The sequence below is a fragment of the Streptomyces sp. NPDC087787 genome (genome assembly GCF_044743035.1).
Lineage (GTDB): Bacteria > Actinomycetota > Actinomycetes > Streptomycetales > Streptomycetaceae > Streptomyces.
On the sequence record NZ_JBIUVQ010000004.1, the window covers coordinates 354,554 to 368,600 of the forward strand.

The window sequence follows — 14,047 nt, forward strand, 5'->3', positions numbered from 1 at the left end:
CCCGGCGGCCAAACCCCGCCGCCGCCCACCGCACGGACCCGAAGCCCGGACCCGAAGCCCGGACCCGAAGCCCGGACCCGAGGCCCGCGCTCGGTCGGCCGCGACCGCGATCAGCAGTCGCAGCACGAGCAGTCACAGCAATCGCAGCTGTCACAGCAGCAGTCGCACCCGTCGCAGCACGAGTCGCAGTTGCACCAGCCCGAACGCTTCTTGCCCGACCACGGACCCTCGAACTCGTCGGCGCAGCACACCTTGCAGGTGCAGCACAGCCCGACGGCCATCACGCACCCGGCCCAGAACCCGCGCCCACCGGGCCGCGGCGGCTCACCGCCCCCGGCGTAGGGGTGGCTCGGTCGGTTCAAATCGTACGGAGCCTGCGGGGCGTGCGGCCCCTGCGGTGGGCCGAAGGCCCCCTCGGCCGCGTGCCCGCAGGACTCGGTGCCGAAGGCGCGGTCGACCGAGCGCCGGAGTTCGTGCACGAGCAGCCGGTGGGCGAGCCGCCCGTCACCGAACTCCACCTCGCTCAGGGCGAGCCGGATGCCGTGCACCGCGTCGTCGGCGAGCCGGCGCGCCTCGACGAGCGGGGTTCCGGTGGCGGTGAGCGGGTTCCAGGCGCCGGTCGCGGCGTCGGCCGCGCGGTCCTCCACGGCGTCCAGCAGATGCGCGAGCCGCCCGAACAGGCGCCCGGCCTCGGCGAGCGGAGCGGCGTTGCCCGGCCGCCCGGCGAGGACCGCGGTGTGCGCGAAGGCCGCGGCGGTCGCGGTCTCGGTCGGTTCGGTGACCGCGAGGATCGGCGTGCCGCGGCCGGCGAGCGCCTCGACCCCGGCCTGCCGGTCCACCGCGTCCAGGAGGACGGCGGTGTCGAATCCGACGCCGGCTCCCGTACGGGCGCCCGCCCGGCTCCAGTTGTCGGCGACCCGGCGCGCGGCGAGTGCCACCGGCCGGCGCGCCAGCAGTCCGTCACCGTCGGCGACGTGGTCGCGCACCTTGGCCGAGGCCAGTACCAGGGAGACGGCCGCGGCGAGTCGAGGCCCCTCGCCCAGGGCGACGGAAGCGGTGCGCATCCCGCGCAGCGGGCAGGGCCCGGCGGTGCGCCGCAGACCGCCGGCCCGGCTGCCCCGCGGCGCCTGAGCCTCCGTCAGGACCGAGACCAGCAGCCCGTCGTAGTTCGTCACGATCCTCGCGAGCTGCCCGTGGTCACCGCGCAGGGCCAGACACAGTCCGCACAAGTGGGCCGTCCACTCGGCGCCGAGCTTCTCCCCGAGCCGGTGCCGGCAGGGCCTGACGATTCCGAACACGACCATCCCCCTTGGTGTGCAGCACGTTGAGTCGCGGCATCGTATCGACCCCTTCGTTCACCCGTACGCCCCGTCCGTCACCCATGTGCGGAGAACAATCATATTTCACTCTCAGTCAGCAGTCGTGTAGGTCGGAACCCTTGGGGCACACGGGCTCTCGACGTATTAGCCGTGCACCAGTACCGTCACAAACCCCCCGTGCGGCGTGCGTTCACTTGGCGCGTTGTCAGCATCATGGATGACCATAGGGATGCGGAATGCAGGAAAGACCGCTGTGAGAGGAGGCGTCCATGGGATCGGTACGCAAGGCGAGTGCGTGGCTCGGCCTCGTCGACGACAACGATGACGAGCGCTACTACGACGACGACTACACGGAGGGGACCGAGGACGGGGACGCCTGGGTCACCGATCCCCGGGTGAAGGTGGCGACGGACACGGCAGAGGACAGGGGACGCCGGATCGGCACGGTGACCCCGGACAGCTTCCGGGACGCCCGTGCCATCGGCGAGCTGTTCCGGGAGGGCGTGCCCGTCATCATGAACCTGACGGCCATGGAGGCCTCCGACGCCAAGCGTGTGGTCGACTTCGCGGCCGGGCTCGTCTTCGGTCTGCGCGGCTCCATCGACCGCGTGTCCACGCGGGTGTTCCTGCTGTCCCCCGCCGACACCGAGATCGTCAACGGGGATCCGGCGGTGCACCGTTCGGACGGGTTCTTCAACCAGAGCTGAGGCAGGGCCGTACACCGGCCCTGCCCCGTCCGGGGCTCACCGGAAGGCGTCGAGCCCGGTGAGCGCCTTGCCCAGCACGAGCTGGTGCATCTCGACGGTGCCCTCGTAGGTGAGCACCGACTCGAGGTTGGTCGCGTGCCGCATCACGGGATATTCCAGGGAGATCCCGTTGGCGCCCAGAATCGTCCGCGCCGTACGGCAGATCGCGATCGCCTCGCGCACGTTGTTGAGCTTGCCGAAGCTGACCTGCTCGGGACGCAGGCGGCCGGCGTCCATGCGCCGCCCCAGGTGGTGGGCGAGCAGAATCCCCTTGTGCAGTTCGACCGCCATGTCGGCGAGCTTGGCCTGGGTGAGCTGGAAGCCGCCGATGGGCCTGCCGAACTGCTCGCGCGAGACCGCGTAGTCGAGGGCGGCCTCGAAGCTGGAGCGGGCCGCGCCCATGGCACCCCAGACGATGCCATAACGGGCGTGCGACAGACAGCCGAGCGGTCCGCGCAGCCCGGTGACCTCCGGCAGTACGGCGTCGGCGGGCAGCCTCACGTCGTCCAGGACCAGCTCGCTGGTGACACTCGCCCGCAGCGACCACTTGTGCTTGATCTCCGGGGCGGAGAACCCGGGGGTGCCGGCCGGCACCAGGAAGCCGCGGATGCCGTCCTCGGTCCGCGCCCAGACGACGGCGACGCCGGCCACGGAGCCGTTGGTGATCCACATCTTGCGGCCGTTGAGGACCCAGTCGGTGCCGTCGCGCTTGGCGTGGGTGCGCATGGCGGCGGGGTCGGAGCCGTGGTCGGGCTCGGTGAGCCCGAAGCAGCCGATCACCTCGCCGGCCGCCATGGAGGGCAGCCACCGCTGCTTCTGCTCCTCGCTTCCGAACCGGTGGATGGCGTACATGGCGAGCGAGCCCTGCACCGAGACCAGGGACCGGATGCCGGAGTCGGCGGCCTCCAGCTCCAGGCAGGCGAGCCCGTACTGGACGGCGGTGGCACCGGCGCAGCCGTACCCGGTCAGGGACATGCCGAGGGCGCCGATGCTCCCGAGTTCACGGGACAGCTCCCGGATGACGGGCAGCTCGCCCTTCTCGTACCACTCGGCGACATGCGGCAGAACGCGGTCGGCCGCCCACTGCCGCATGGTGTCGCGGACGGCGAGGTCCTCCGGCTCCAGCAGGTCGTCGAGCCCGAGCGGGTCGGCGGGATCGAACGAGGGCAACGAGGGCAAGGGGGACTGCGAGGACATGAGGACACCCTCCGGCGACGGCAACTGAAACTAGCAGCGCTAGTTGTGCGACTCCGGCCCGACGTTACGACGCGGGACCGCCCACGTCCAGCCTGCTCCTCCGCCCGCCCCGGCAGCGCCGCGGGAGAGGAACGGCGCTCACGCCGAGACGCGGGGCCGCTCGGCCTCCCGCTGCGCGGGCAGTTCGACCGGCGGCTCCTCGCAGTGCATCACCCGCGGCAGCCGCAGCGCCATCACCGCACCCAGCAGCAACAGCCCCGCACTCACCAGCAGCGTCACATGCAGCCCGTGCACGAAGGCGTCGCGGGCCGCCCGCCGCAGCGCGGCCCCGACCGGCCCGCCGAGCTGGTCGGCGACCCCGTAGGCCTCCCCCAGCGAGTTCGCCGCCGCGCCGGACGCCTTCGCGGGCACCCCCGGCACATCGGCGAGCCCGGGCGCGTAGGCCGCGTTCATCACCGTGCCCAGCAGGGCGATGCCCATCCCCGCGCCCAGCTGGTACGACGTCTCCCCGATCGCCGCCGCGCCGCCCGCCTGGGCGGCCGGCGACTCGCTCAGCATCGACTCGTACGCCCCGAACAGCGTCGTCTCCAGGCCGAAGCCGAGCAGCGCGAAGCCGGCGAGGAGCAGCCCCGGGTTGTCCCGGCCGCCCATCGCCGTGAGCAGCACCACCGCGGCGGCGGTCACGCAGAACCCGAAGCACACCATCCGCCGCGGCCCGAACCGCCGCAGCATCCGCGCCCCGGCCAGTCCGGCCGCCATCGCGGCGAACGTCAGCGGCAGCAGCCGCAGCCCCGTGGCGAGCGGCGAGAGGCCGAGGACCAGTTGCAGGTACTGCGCCGCGATCAGTTCGAGCCCGACCAGCGCCAGCATGGCCAGCACGATGCAGCCCACCGACGTGCTGAACGCCGGGCGCGCGAACATCCTGAGGTCCACCAGCGGATGGGTCCGCCGCCGCTGCCGTCGTACGAACGTCACCAGCAGCGCCGCGCCGACCACCAGCGGCCCCAGGGTGAGCACGCTCAGCGCCGTCTCACCGCCGCCGAGCCGCTTCACGCCCAGCACCACACCGAACAGTCCGGCCGCCGCCAGCAACGCGCCGACGACGTCCCAGGGCCCGTCACGGTCGCCGGTCGACTCCGGCAGCAGCAGCCGGCCCACGGGCAGACTGACCAGCATCAGCGGGATGTTGACGAGGAAGACCGACCCCCACCAGAAGTGTTCGAGCAGGAAGCCGCCGAGCAGCGGCCCGACCGCCGCGCCCACCGCGGCGACCGCGCTCCAGATCCCGATCGCCAGCGCCCGCTCGCGCCGGTCCGGGAAGACCTGCCGCAGGAGCGACAGCGTGGCCGGCATGATCATGGCGCCGCCGACGCCGAGCAGCGCCCGCGCGAAGATCAGCATCTGGGGGTTGGGGGCGAAGGCCGCCACGGCGGAGGCGATGCCGAAGAGGGCGTAGCCCAGCAGCAGGATCCGTCTGCGGCCCACCCGGTCGCCCAGGGTGCCGAACAGGATCAGCAGCGAGGCGCAGACGAGGGGGTAGGTGTCGACGATCCAGAGCAGTTGGATGGCACCGGGCCTGAGGTCCTCGGTGACCGCGGGCACCGCCACGTGCAGCACGGTCGCGTCCACCGCCACCAGCAGCAGGCTGACGCAGAGGACGACCAGGACGACCCAGCGGTTGGCACCGGCCCCGGCCGCCCGGCGGCGGAGCCGTTCGGTGGCCGCGGTCGTCCCGGACATGTACGTACCTCCCAGATGAACCCTCGCGTTCGGCGGTCCGCGGGACGGGGGCTTCCCGCGGCTCGGCCGGAGCGGAGCGGTGGCCCCCGACCTGCGCGTCGACGTGCGAGTGACACGTCAGCGTACGCTCATTCGCCCGGTTGGCGCGTGGCCCACCTCTCAGAGCACGCGCCCAACCCATGTGGCGTACGCCACTCCGCTTGACCGCGGGCCCTCCCTGCGTGCCTGGTGAGCGGCCTGTGAGCGTGCCCCGGTGGCGGCTCCGGATTCCGGCAGCGCCGATAATCGAGTCCGTGATCGATCTTGCGACGCACGTGGCGGGTGTACGTGCCGGGGCCCTGCGGCGGGCCGCCCCGGCTCTCCTCGGGTACGCAGCCGTGCGCGCGCTGGGCCTGGTCGCCCTGGCGCTGTGGAGCGCCGAGCGGGGCAAGAGCTGGTACACGCTGCTGACCGCCCGGTGGGACTCGCTCTGGTACACCGGGGTGGCCGGAGGCGGCTACGGCCACGAGATAAGCCTGCCGAACGGTGACGTGCACTCGGATCTGGCCTTCTTCCCGCTGCTGCCCTGGCTGGAACGGCTGCTCGCCGCGGTGAGCCCGCTGTCGTACGCCGACGCGGGCTTCGCCGTCAGCCTGTTCGCCTCGCTCGCCGCGGCCTGGGGGATCTTCGCGGTGGCCGATCACGTGTACGGCCGCGACGTCGGCGTCGCCGCGGCACTGCTGTGGGCGGTGCTGCCGGTCGGGATCGTGCAGTCGATGGCCTACAGCGAGTCGCTGTTCACGGCGCTCGCCGCCTGGGCGCTGTACGCGGTGCTCACCGGCCGCTGGGTGACGGCGGGTGCGCTGGCACTGTCGGCGGGGCTGACCCGGCCGGTGGGTCTCGCGGTGGTCGCCGCGGTGTGGACGGCGGCGCTTGCCTCGTTCGTGGGAGACCGGCGCGCGACGACGGCGGACGGCGCACGGGACACGGTTCACTCCCCGGCCGTCGCCGGGCACGCCACCGCCCGCCGCCTGCTCGGCATGGCGCTCGCCCCGCTCGGCGCCGCCGGATACGTCCTGTGGGTCGGCCACCGCACCGGCAAGGGCCCCTTCGGCTATCTCGACGTCCAGGCCGGCTGGCGCAACGGCTTCGACGGCGGGTACGCCTTCGCCCGCTTCGTCGCCGACAAGTTCACGTCCTTCCCCTCGGCCCTCGCCGGGATCGCGCTGATCGCCGGGGTCGCCGCGGTGATCCGGCTGTACGTCGTCGGTGTACGGCAGCGGCAACCGCTCGCGCTGCTGGTGTACTCGGGAGTGGTGACCGCGCTCGCCCTGTGCGCGTCGAGCTATTTCGGCTCCAAGCCGCGCCTGCTGCTGCCCGCCTTCCCGCTGCTGCTGCCGCCGGCGTCGGCGCTCGCCCGGACGCGCGTGGCCCGGGCGGCGCTGATCGTGGGCTCCGTCGCGGTGGCCTCGGCGGTCTACGGGGCGTTCTGGCTGAACGGCTCCGGTCCCCCGTGACCGGGCCCGTCCTGCCGAGGGCGCGCGGAATTCCATCCCGGCGTTCGGTCAACACATCAACGCATTCATAAGTGCCGCATAAGTGTCCGCCGGAATGATCAAAGGAAATGCGGGACGGGTTCGTTCGTGATTGCGGATTCCGTGGATATAAAGCCCCGTTGAGAGCAATCCCACATCACGTGGTCATCACAAATCACGTGCTTCGTCAGGGAACACACCTCACTCGCTGTAACGTCGATTGGGTGCGTACCGAACGAACCCTCACCCGCCTGGACCGGGTGTTCGCCAGGCTGGACCGTGAGCCGCAACGGCCGGCGCACATCGACATGCCGCGAATGAGCCGCCACCGGTTCGTGCTCCTCTCGGCGACCCTGGCCTTCTACCTGGCGATCGTCTGGGCCGTGATCACCACCTCGTGGCTGGTCCGGCTCGACTGGCAGGTCATGTTCTTCCGGCCGTACCAGCAGTGGCCGCAGATCCACGCGTTCCTCGACTACTACGTGGTGCTCGGCCAGCGCGGCCCCACCGCCGTGATGGTCTGCGCGTGGCTGGGCTGGCGCTCCTGGCGGCAGCACACACTGCGCCCGCTGCTGACCCTCGCCGCCTCACTGCTGCTGCTCAACGCCACGGTCGGCGCCGCGAAGATCGGCATGGGGCGTCTGGGACCGCACTACGCGACCGTCATCGGCTCCAACGAGATGGGCCTGGGCGGCGATATATTCCCCAGCGGCCACACCGCCAACGCCGTGGTGACCTGGGGCATCCTGGCCTATCTGGCCTCCACGCCGAGGGCGCGCCGCTGGCTGTCGGCACTGTCCGCGGTGACGGCGCTCGGCGTCGGCCTGACCACGGTCTACCTGGGGACGCACTGGCTGAGCGACGTGCTCCTCGGCTGGGCCGCGGGGCTGCTGATCCTGCTGGCGCTGCCGTGGTTCGAGCCGCTGATCGCCCGGACCGAGGTCGCCCTGTTCGACCTGCGCGACCGCTGGCGCGCCCGTCGCGGCCGCCGGACACCGGTGCCCGCGCCCGCCGCACCGGTCGGCGCCCCCGTCGTGCTCACCCCGCGTGCCCCGGCCGCGGACGAGTCCCCGGCGGTCCACGGGACGGTCGGCGCGGGACGCGCGTCCCGGACGCCGGCCCACGTCGCCCAGGGCCGGCACACGGGCCGCTCGGAGCGCACCCCGGTCACCCCGGCCGGCAGCCGCAGACCGCCGCACAACGAGCGCGTCACGCGCAACACGGCCTCGGCGGCGCGCCCCCTGACGGGCAGTTGACGGAGGACCGCCGTGGGGCCGGAGCGTCCGCGGCGGTTCAGCCCTTCCAGGCCCGTACCACGCGGCCGTCCCTGACCTCGAAGTTCAGCCGCCCGAACCGGTACTCCATGGTGATGATCGCGCCCGGCGGCAGTGACCGCACCGTGCTCCAGCCCCGTTCGCGCGCGAGCCGTTCGGCCTGTCCGGCCTCGAGGCCGACGTAGGCGTCGGGGTTGTCCTGGGGTTCCGCGGGCGGAGTGGGATTCGGTGCCATACCGCCACGCTAGGTGCCGGACCGCCCCGGGGAAAGCCCGCCCCGTACACACGGGTCACTTCGATGACTCCAGTCCCTCCTGTCACGCTTCTGTCACAGGTCCCCACGTCCGAAGCGGTCTCGCTGCGTCACACGTACGGGCGGTTCAGCCCGTCTTCCGCAGTCGTACACACACAATTTCCGGCAGCCGGCGCAGCACCGGGAAAAGCCCCGCCGAATGCGCCGGGAGAAGCGTTCCCCGACCTCCCCAAGGCTGCCGCGCATTCGGAATCCGCGGCCGCACCAGGGAGCCGGCACGGCACAGGAATTCGGCCGTTCCGCTGCCGGAGCCGGTGCCCCGCCGGACTGCGGAAGGCCCCGCCCGGTCGGTGGACCGGACGGGGCCTGGTGCCCGTGGCGCGAGCCGGAGCGGCTCAGATCTCGAGGCGCTGGCCGGGCACGATCAGGTCGGGATCGTCGCCGATGACGGAACTGTTGACGGCGTACAGCCGCTGCCAGGTGGTTCCGTGCCGGGCGGCGATTCCGCTCAGCGTGTCCCCCGCGCGCACGGTGTACTCGCCGCGGGAGGCACCGCGGTTGGTGTGGCCCGCCTCGCGTGCCGGCGCCGTCGACGGCCGCCGCGGCGGAACCGCGTTGCGTGTCCTTGACCGGTCGCCCTCCTGGACCGGCTTGTTCACCGACTTCCGTGTGCTGTGCGCCGATCCGGTGGTCGCGGTCCTTTCCGTACCCGATCCGGCCGCGGGTGCGCCGCCGTACGCCCCGGCCCTGGCCGAGCAGACCGGCCACGCCCCCCAGCCCTGGGCCTGCTGGACCCTGGTGGCGACGGCGATCTGCTGGTCCCTGGAGGCCTGGTCGGCGGTGGGCGCGTAGGCCGTGCCGCCGTAGGCGCGCCAGGTGCCGGCGGCGAACTGGAGCCCGCCGTAGTAGCCGTTGCCGGTGTTGATGTGCCAGTTGCCGCCGCTCTCGCACTGGGCGATGCGGTCCCACACGCCGCCGTCCGCCGCGTGGGCGTTGCCGGTGGCTGCCAGCAGCCCGAGCGGGGCGAGCAGTGCCGCCCCGGCGAGAGCCGCCGTCGTCCGTGCCCTGCGGGCGTTGTCGCGAGTGGTGTCGTGGCTCTTATCGGCACATTCGGACATGTGGATCCCTCTCGAAACACCCGGGGTCCCCCAGGCCGGGCGCGCCCGCCGCGCATGGACGCGGTCGGCGCGCTCGCCCCGTCCGCCGCACGAGGCCGGGCCGAGTCGTACTCGGCCCGGTGCGGTCGGCGGACGTTCCCGAGCGGTGCTCGTTGCACACGGCTGAGGAATGTAAGGAGCGGGCGGAGTCCGGAGCAACCAACGGCCCGTTCTGCCAGGCCAGTTGACGGTTACCGGCGGTAGAGGAAATTTTTTGCCACCCACTTCATTCGCTGATTTCCTGATTTGTCGGCCACCGGCACCGGCGATCTGTGACTCACTTCACCGACTCAACCCCCTTGAACTTGGGGGGAGTTGACCGTGAGTGCCGGATTCCGCACGGCGCGTCACCCTCCGCACGGGATGGTTCGATTCCGTTCGCCGGAGGGCGTGACTCCCGCCACAGATCGCCCGTTGTCTTCTTCATGAGCCGGGTCCCTCCCGGTTCAGGGCCGGGAGCCACCCGGCTCCGCCACGTACCGCATCCCGAGGGAGCCACCCGTGCCGCGCATGCTCGACGTCAGTGACGCCGTACGCGCCGAGATCGGCGACGAAGAGGCCGACCGGCTGCTCGCCGGACAGAACGCCCCGGGCAGTTACGACTGCACGTCCTGCCGCACTCCCGGCGACTCCGAACAGGAGCGCACCAGCACCGTCCTGTTCGTCGGGGACGAGACCGCCGTGCTCGCCTTCGCCCACGCCACCTGCCTGCCCTCGCAGGTCGTCCAGGTCACCGAGGACCAGCTGCGGGGTGCGGTCCGCTCCATCCACGCGGACACGAACCCCTCCGGCAGGGTGCCGGAGCAGGCCCCGCCCCAGTGGTCCACGGCCCAGCAGGCCGCGCCCCGGACGGCGGTGCCGGAGCAGGCCGTGCTCGGGGTGACCAGCGGACTCGTCCTGATCACCGGGGAGTTGCACCCCGCCCTGGTCGTCGAGCCGACCGCGCCCATCGTGCGTCCGGGCTCGCTGGGTACCGGCGACGAGTTCCTGCCGCTGCTCGTCGAGCAGGGCTACGTCCCGGTGACCGAACTCGCCGCCGTGCCACCGGTGCTGCACGGCTGGTCGGTGCTGCTCGCCATGGGCCAGCTGCACGCCGTCCTCCAGCCCCAGGCAGGCGGCGGCCAGCCGGTGGCCTGGTGGCAGGCGCACCAGCCGCTCCAGGTCACCGACGGCTGGCGGGCGGCCGCCAACAAGCACCAGCAGGTGATCATGTTCGCCGCGCCGGTCGGGTCCATCGGCCGCCAGCCGCGGGAAGACCTGCTGCGGGACGCGCTGGACAAGGCCGCGGCGGGCGGGCGGCTGGTCGCGGCGACCCTGCCGCTCGCGGGGACCTGAGCCGCATCCCTTCCGATTCGGGGTCGTTTGGAGATACGTGCACGCATATGACGTTCCCCGCCGCCAGTCCTATCCGCCGATCCCTTCCCCGAGCTCTCGACTGCGCTCGGGAAGGGAGGTACCACCGGCGCGGGCACCTCAGGATCATCACGGCGGCCTCTCGGCCACGCCGATCTACGACGCGCTCTACGCCGAGTTCGTCAAGTCCTACCGGACCCTGCCGGGCGACCGCAGCGGCGAGGAGGATCTGGGCTTCGTAGCGTTCGGGAACCTGCCGCACGACACGGGCTCCACCGTGTACGGCGCCTACAGCCTGGGGGCCTACAGCACCCGCCATGTCACGGGCCGGCAGCAGGCGCAGTGGCAGCGGGTCGGGACGATCGGCCGTCAGGACACCGGGATGCACCACGTCCCGGCGGCCCTGCCGCCCGCCCGGCGCGGCGGAATCTGATCCGCCGACGGCGAAGGGGCGGCCCCTGCCCGGGGCCGCCCCTTCGCCGTCACCGCTACTTCTTCTTCGCGCCGCGCTTCTCGCGCACCCGCACCGAGATGTGGATCGGCGTGCCCTCGAAGCCGAACTCCTCGCGCAGCCGTCGCTCGATGAACCGCCGGTAGCCCGCCTCGATGAACCCGGAGGCGAACAGCACGAACCGCGGCGGCTTGGTGCCGGCCTGGGTGCCGAACAGGATGCGTGGCTGCTTGCCGCCCCGGATCGGGTGCGGATGGGCGGCGACCAGCTCGCCGAGGAAGGCGTTCAGACGGCCGGTCGGCACCCGGGTCTCCCAGCCGGCCAGCGCCGCCTCGATTGCCGGGACCAGCTTCTCCACGTGCCGCCCGGTCTGGGCCGAGACGTTGACGCGCGGGGCCCACGCGATCTGGGCGAGTTCGGTCTCGATCTCCCGCTCCAGGTAGTAGCGGCGCTCCTCGTCGAGGGTGTCCCACTTGTTGTAGGCGATGACGAGCGCGCGGCCCGCCTCCACGGCCATGGTGATGATCCGCTGGTCCTGCACCGAGATGGACTCGGAGGCGTCGATCAGGATGACGGCGACCTCGGCCTTCTCGACGGCGGCCGCGGTGCGCAGCGAGGCGTAGTAGTCGGCGCCCTGCTGGAGGTGGACACGCTTGCGGATGCCGGCGGTGTCGACGAACTTCCAGGTCTTTCCGCCCAGTTCGATCAGCTCGTCGACCGGGTCGCGGGTGGTGCCGGCCAGTTCGTTGACGACGACGCGCTCCTCGCCCGCCACCTTGTTCAGCAGCGAGGACTTGCCGACGTTCGGGCGGCCGATCAGGGCCACCCGGCGCGGGCCGCCGATGCCGCCCCCGCCGAACGTCTCGCGCGGCGCCTCGGGGAGCGCCTCCAGGACGCGGTCCAGCATGTCGCCGGTGCCGCGGCCGTGCAGTGCCGAGACCGGGTGCGGCTCGCCGAGGCCGAGCGACCACAGGTACGAGGCGTCCGCCTCCCCGCTCGGGCCGTCGACCTTGTTGGCGCACAGCACGACCGGCTTGCCCGCCTTGCGCAGGAGCCGTACGACGGCCTCGTCGGTGTCGGTGGCGCCGACCTTGGCGTCGACGACGAACACCACCGCGTCGGCGGCCTCGATGGCGTACTCGGCCTGCGCGGCCACGGAGGCGTCGATGCCGAGGACGTCCTGCTCCCAGCCGCCGGTGTCGACGACCTTGAAGCGGCGGCCCGCCCACTCGGCCTCGTAGGTGACGCGGTCGCGGGTGACGCCCGGCTTGTCCTCGACGACCGCCTCGCGGCGGCCGATGATGCGGTTCACCAGAGTCGACTTGCCGACATTGGGGCGGCCGACGACGGCGAGGACGGGCAGCGGGCCGTGTCCGGCGGCCTCGATGGCGCCCTCGACGTCCTCGATGTCGAAGCCCTCTACCGCGGCGAGCTCCATGAACTCCGCGTACTCGGCGTCGCCGAGCGCCCCGTGCTCGTACTCGTGCTCTGCCGAGCCGTCGGGCTGGATGTCGTCGTTCATGAAGTCCGTACCTCGTCGTTCATCGTGGTGATCGGTGAACCACCGCCGGTTCGCGGTGATCCACTACTCAAGTGTCGCCCTGGCGCCCGGTCAGGCGCCTGGCGTTTTCCAGGTGGCCGGTGAGCTGCTTCTGGATGCGCTCGGTGGCCTCGTCCAGGGCCCGGCGGGTCAACGGAGTAATGCCGCCGGGCACACGGCGCCCGCCGTCCTCGCCCGCTTCGAACGGTTCGCCGAAGACCACGTCGACCCGGTGGCGCAGCGGAGGCAGTCCCTTTATCAACCGTCCGGGCTTCTCGGAACTTCCCAGCACGGCCACCGGGACGATCGGGGCGCCGCTGCGGACCGCGAAGTAGGCGAGCCCGGCCCGCAGCGAGGCGAAGTCGCCGTCGCCCCGGGTGCCTTCGGGGAAGACCCCGAGGACGCCGCCCTGCTTCAGGACACCGAGCGCCCGCGTGATCGCCGAACGGTCCGCGGAGTGCCGGTCCACCTGGAGCTGGCCGATGCCGGTCAGGAAGGAGCCGAGCGGGCCGACGAACGCCTCCTTCTTGATCAGGAAGTGCACCGGCCTGGGTGCCACGCCCATGACCATCGGGCCGTCGACGTTGTGCGCGTGGTTGACCGCGAGGATCACCGGACCGGTGGCGGGCACCTTCCAGGCACCCAGCACGCGCGGGCGCCACAGCCCGTACATCAGCCCGACGCCGATGCGCCGGCCGACGTCGGCGCCGCGCTCCGACGGCGGGCCCGCCGCGGGCTCCGGCGGACGGCTCACTTCGCGGCCCGCTTCTCCTCGACGAGGGTGACCACGCACTCGACGACCTGCGCCAGCGTCAGCTCGGTGGTGTCCACCTCGACCGCGTCGCCGGCCTTGGCCAGCGGGGAGGTCTTGCGGCTGGAGTCGGCCGCGTCCCGCTTGATCAGGGCCTCGCGGGTGGCATGGACGTCGACACCCTTGAGCTCGCCGCTGCGCCGGGCGGCGCGGGCCTCGGGGGAGGCGGTGAGGAAGATCTTCAGGTCGGCGTCGGGCAGCACGGTGGTGCCGATGTCGCGGCCCTCGACGACGATCCCCGTCTCGGCGGACGTGGCCAGCGAGCGCTGGAGTTCGGTGATCCGGGTCCGCACCTCCGGTACGGCGCTGACCGCGCTGACCTTGGCGGTGACCTCCTGGGTGCGGATCGGACCGGCCACGTCCACGCCGTCGACGGTGATCGTCGGGTGGGCGGGGTCGGTGCCGGAGACGATCTCGGGCTTGCCGGCCACCGCGGCGATCGCGGTGGGGTCCTCTATGTCGATCCCGTTGGTCACCATCCACCAGGTGATCGCCCGGTACTGGGCGCCGGTGTCCAGGTAGCTCAGGCCGAGCTGCGTGGCCACGGCCTTCGATGTGCTCGACTTGCCCGTGCCGGAGGGTCCGTCGATGGCGACGATCACGGGCAGGGCGGTCCGGGCAGCGCCGATTTCCACAGCGGGGCACCTTCCTGGTGAAGGGTGAAGGGTGGTGGGTGGTGTGCGGGACGCGAG

The 14,047-nt window shown here is 72.3% G+C and carries 13 protein-coding genes; 5 read left to right on the top strand and 8 right to left on the bottom strand.

From position 1 onward, the window contains the following. Positions 1-110 precede the first annotated feature (110 nt). Positions 111-1,298, bottom strand: a complete 1,188-nt coding sequence (locus ACIOWN_RS09520) for a DUF5685 family protein (protein ID WP_362346751.1) — start codon at positions 1,296-1,298, stop codon at positions 111-113. Between the two features lie 290 nt (positions 1,299-1,588). Here ACIOWN_RS09520 and ACIOWN_RS09525 point away from each other — a divergent pair, with 290 nt between their 5' ends. Then, the gene (locus tag ACIOWN_RS09525) at positions 1,589-2,026 is read left to right on the top strand and encodes a cell division protein SepF (protein WP_326801840.1); all 438 of its coding nucleotides are present in this window, start codon (positions 1,589-1,591) and stop codon (positions 2,024-2,026) included. Positions 2,027-2,062: 36 nt separating this feature from the next. Here the strand turns inward: ACIOWN_RS09525 and ACIOWN_RS09530 are convergent, their stop codons facing one another. Both ACIOWN_RS09530 and ACIOWN_RS09535 read right to left on the bottom strand, forming a co-directional pair. Beyond that, positions 2,063-3,262, bottom strand: coding sequence for an acyl-CoA dehydrogenase family protein (locus ACIOWN_RS09530; protein WP_401981348.1), 1,200 nt, complete (start codon positions 3,260-3,262; stop codon positions 2,063-2,065). Between the two features lie 138 nt (positions 3,263-3,400). Then, positions 3,401-5,002: an MFS transporter gene (locus ACIOWN_RS09535; RefSeq protein ID WP_362346747.1), complete on the bottom strand. Its 1,602-nt coding sequence runs from the start codon at positions 5,000-5,002 to the stop codon at positions 3,401-3,403. A 293-nt stretch (positions 5,003-5,295) separates the two neighbouring features. Between ACIOWN_RS09535 and ACIOWN_RS09540 the strand changes: the two genes are divergently transcribed. Next, the gene (locus ACIOWN_RS09540; RefSeq protein WP_362346745.1) at positions 5,296-6,498 is read left to right on the top strand and encodes a hypothetical protein; all 1,203 of its coding nucleotides are present in this window, start codon (positions 5,296-5,298) and stop codon (positions 6,496-6,498) included. Positions 6,499-6,740: 242 nt separating this feature from the next. Beyond that, the gene (locus ACIOWN_RS09545; RefSeq protein ID WP_362346744.1) at positions 6,741-7,772 is read left to right on the top strand and encodes a phosphatase PAP2 family protein; all 1,032 of its coding nucleotides are present in this window, start codon (positions 6,741-6,743) and stop codon (positions 7,770-7,772) included. Positions 7,773-7,809: 37 nt separating this feature from the next. Here ACIOWN_RS09545 and ACIOWN_RS09550 read toward each other — a convergent pair whose 3' ends face one another. Further along, positions 7,810-8,025, bottom strand: coding sequence for an I78 family peptidase inhibitor (locus tag ACIOWN_RS09550; RefSeq protein ID WP_362346742.1), 216 nt, complete (start codon positions 8,023-8,025; stop codon positions 7,810-7,812). Positions 8,026-8,438: 413 nt separating this feature from the next. Then, positions 8,439-9,161: a transglycosylase family protein gene (locus ACIOWN_RS09555; protein ID WP_362346740.1), complete on the bottom strand. Its 723-nt coding sequence runs from the start codon at positions 9,159-9,161 to the stop codon at positions 8,439-8,441. 540 nt (positions 9,162-9,701) lie between these two features. On the opposite strand from ACIOWN_RS09555, the gene ACIOWN_RS09560 reads away from it, so the two are divergent. Then, positions 9,702-10,535, top strand: coding sequence for a hypothetical protein (locus ACIOWN_RS09560; protein WP_362346738.1), 834 nt, complete (start codon positions 9,702-9,704; stop codon positions 10,533-10,535). A 37-nt stretch (positions 10,536-10,572) separates the two neighbouring features. After that, a complete protein-coding gene (locus ACIOWN_RS09565) occupies positions 10,573-10,986 on the top strand; it encodes a hypothetical protein (protein ID WP_362346736.1) in 414 nt (137 codons plus the stop codon). A 55-nt stretch (positions 10,987-11,041) separates the two neighbouring features. Here the strand turns inward: ACIOWN_RS09565 and der are convergent, their stop codons facing one another. From der to cmk, 3 genes are all read right to left on the bottom strand, one after another. After that, positions 11,042-12,526, bottom strand: a complete 1,485-nt coding sequence (gene der, locus ACIOWN_RS09570) for a ribosome biogenesis GTPase Der (RefSeq protein ID WP_362346734.1) — start codon at positions 12,524-12,526, stop codon at positions 11,042-11,044. Positions 12,527-12,593: 67 nt separating this feature from the next. Beyond that, positions 12,594-13,217 (bottom strand): lysophospholipid acyltransferase family protein, encoded by a 624-nt coding sequence (locus ACIOWN_RS09575; RefSeq protein ID WP_362347224.1) that lies wholly within the window; start codon positions 13,215-13,217, stop codon positions 12,594-12,596. A 77-nt stretch (positions 13,218-13,294) separates the two neighbouring features. Beyond that, the gene (gene cmk, locus ACIOWN_RS09580) at positions 13,295-13,990 is read right to left on the bottom strand and encodes a (d)CMP kinase (RefSeq protein ID WP_362346732.1); all 696 of its coding nucleotides are present in this window, start codon (positions 13,988-13,990) and stop codon (positions 13,295-13,297) included. Between the last annotated feature and the right edge of the window lie 57 nt (positions 13,991-14,047).

Excerpts from the sequence above, each read along its gene's own strand:
- ACIOWN_RS09525 (WP_326801840.1), top strand. The coding sequence starts at position 1,589 with ATGGGATCGGTACGCAAGGCGAGTGCGTGGCTCGGCCTCGTCGACGAC.
- ACIOWN_RS09575 (WP_362347224.1), bottom strand. The coding sequence starts at position 13,217 with ATGTACGGGCTGTGGCGCCCGCGCGTGCTGGGTGCCTGGAAGGTGCCC.
- ACIOWN_RS09550 (WP_362346742.1), bottom strand. The coding sequence starts at position 8,025 with ATGGCACCGAATCCCACTCCGCCCGCGGAACCCCAGGACAACCCCGAC.
- ACIOWN_RS09530 (WP_401981348.1), bottom strand. The coding sequence starts at position 3,262 with ATGTCCTCGCAGTCCCCCTTGCCCTCGTTGCCCTCGTTCGATCCCGCC.
- ACIOWN_RS09535 (WP_362346747.1), bottom strand. The coding sequence starts at position 5,002 with ATGTCCGGGACGACCGCGGCCACCGAACGGCTCCGCCGCCGGGCGGCC.
- der (WP_362346734.1), bottom strand. The coding sequence starts at position 12,526 with ATGAACGACGACATCCAGCCCGACGGCTCGGCAGAGCACGAGTACGAG.
- ACIOWN_RS09555 (WP_362346740.1), bottom strand. The coding sequence starts at position 9,161 with ATGTCCGAATGTGCCGATAAGAGCCACGACACCACTCGCGACAACGCC.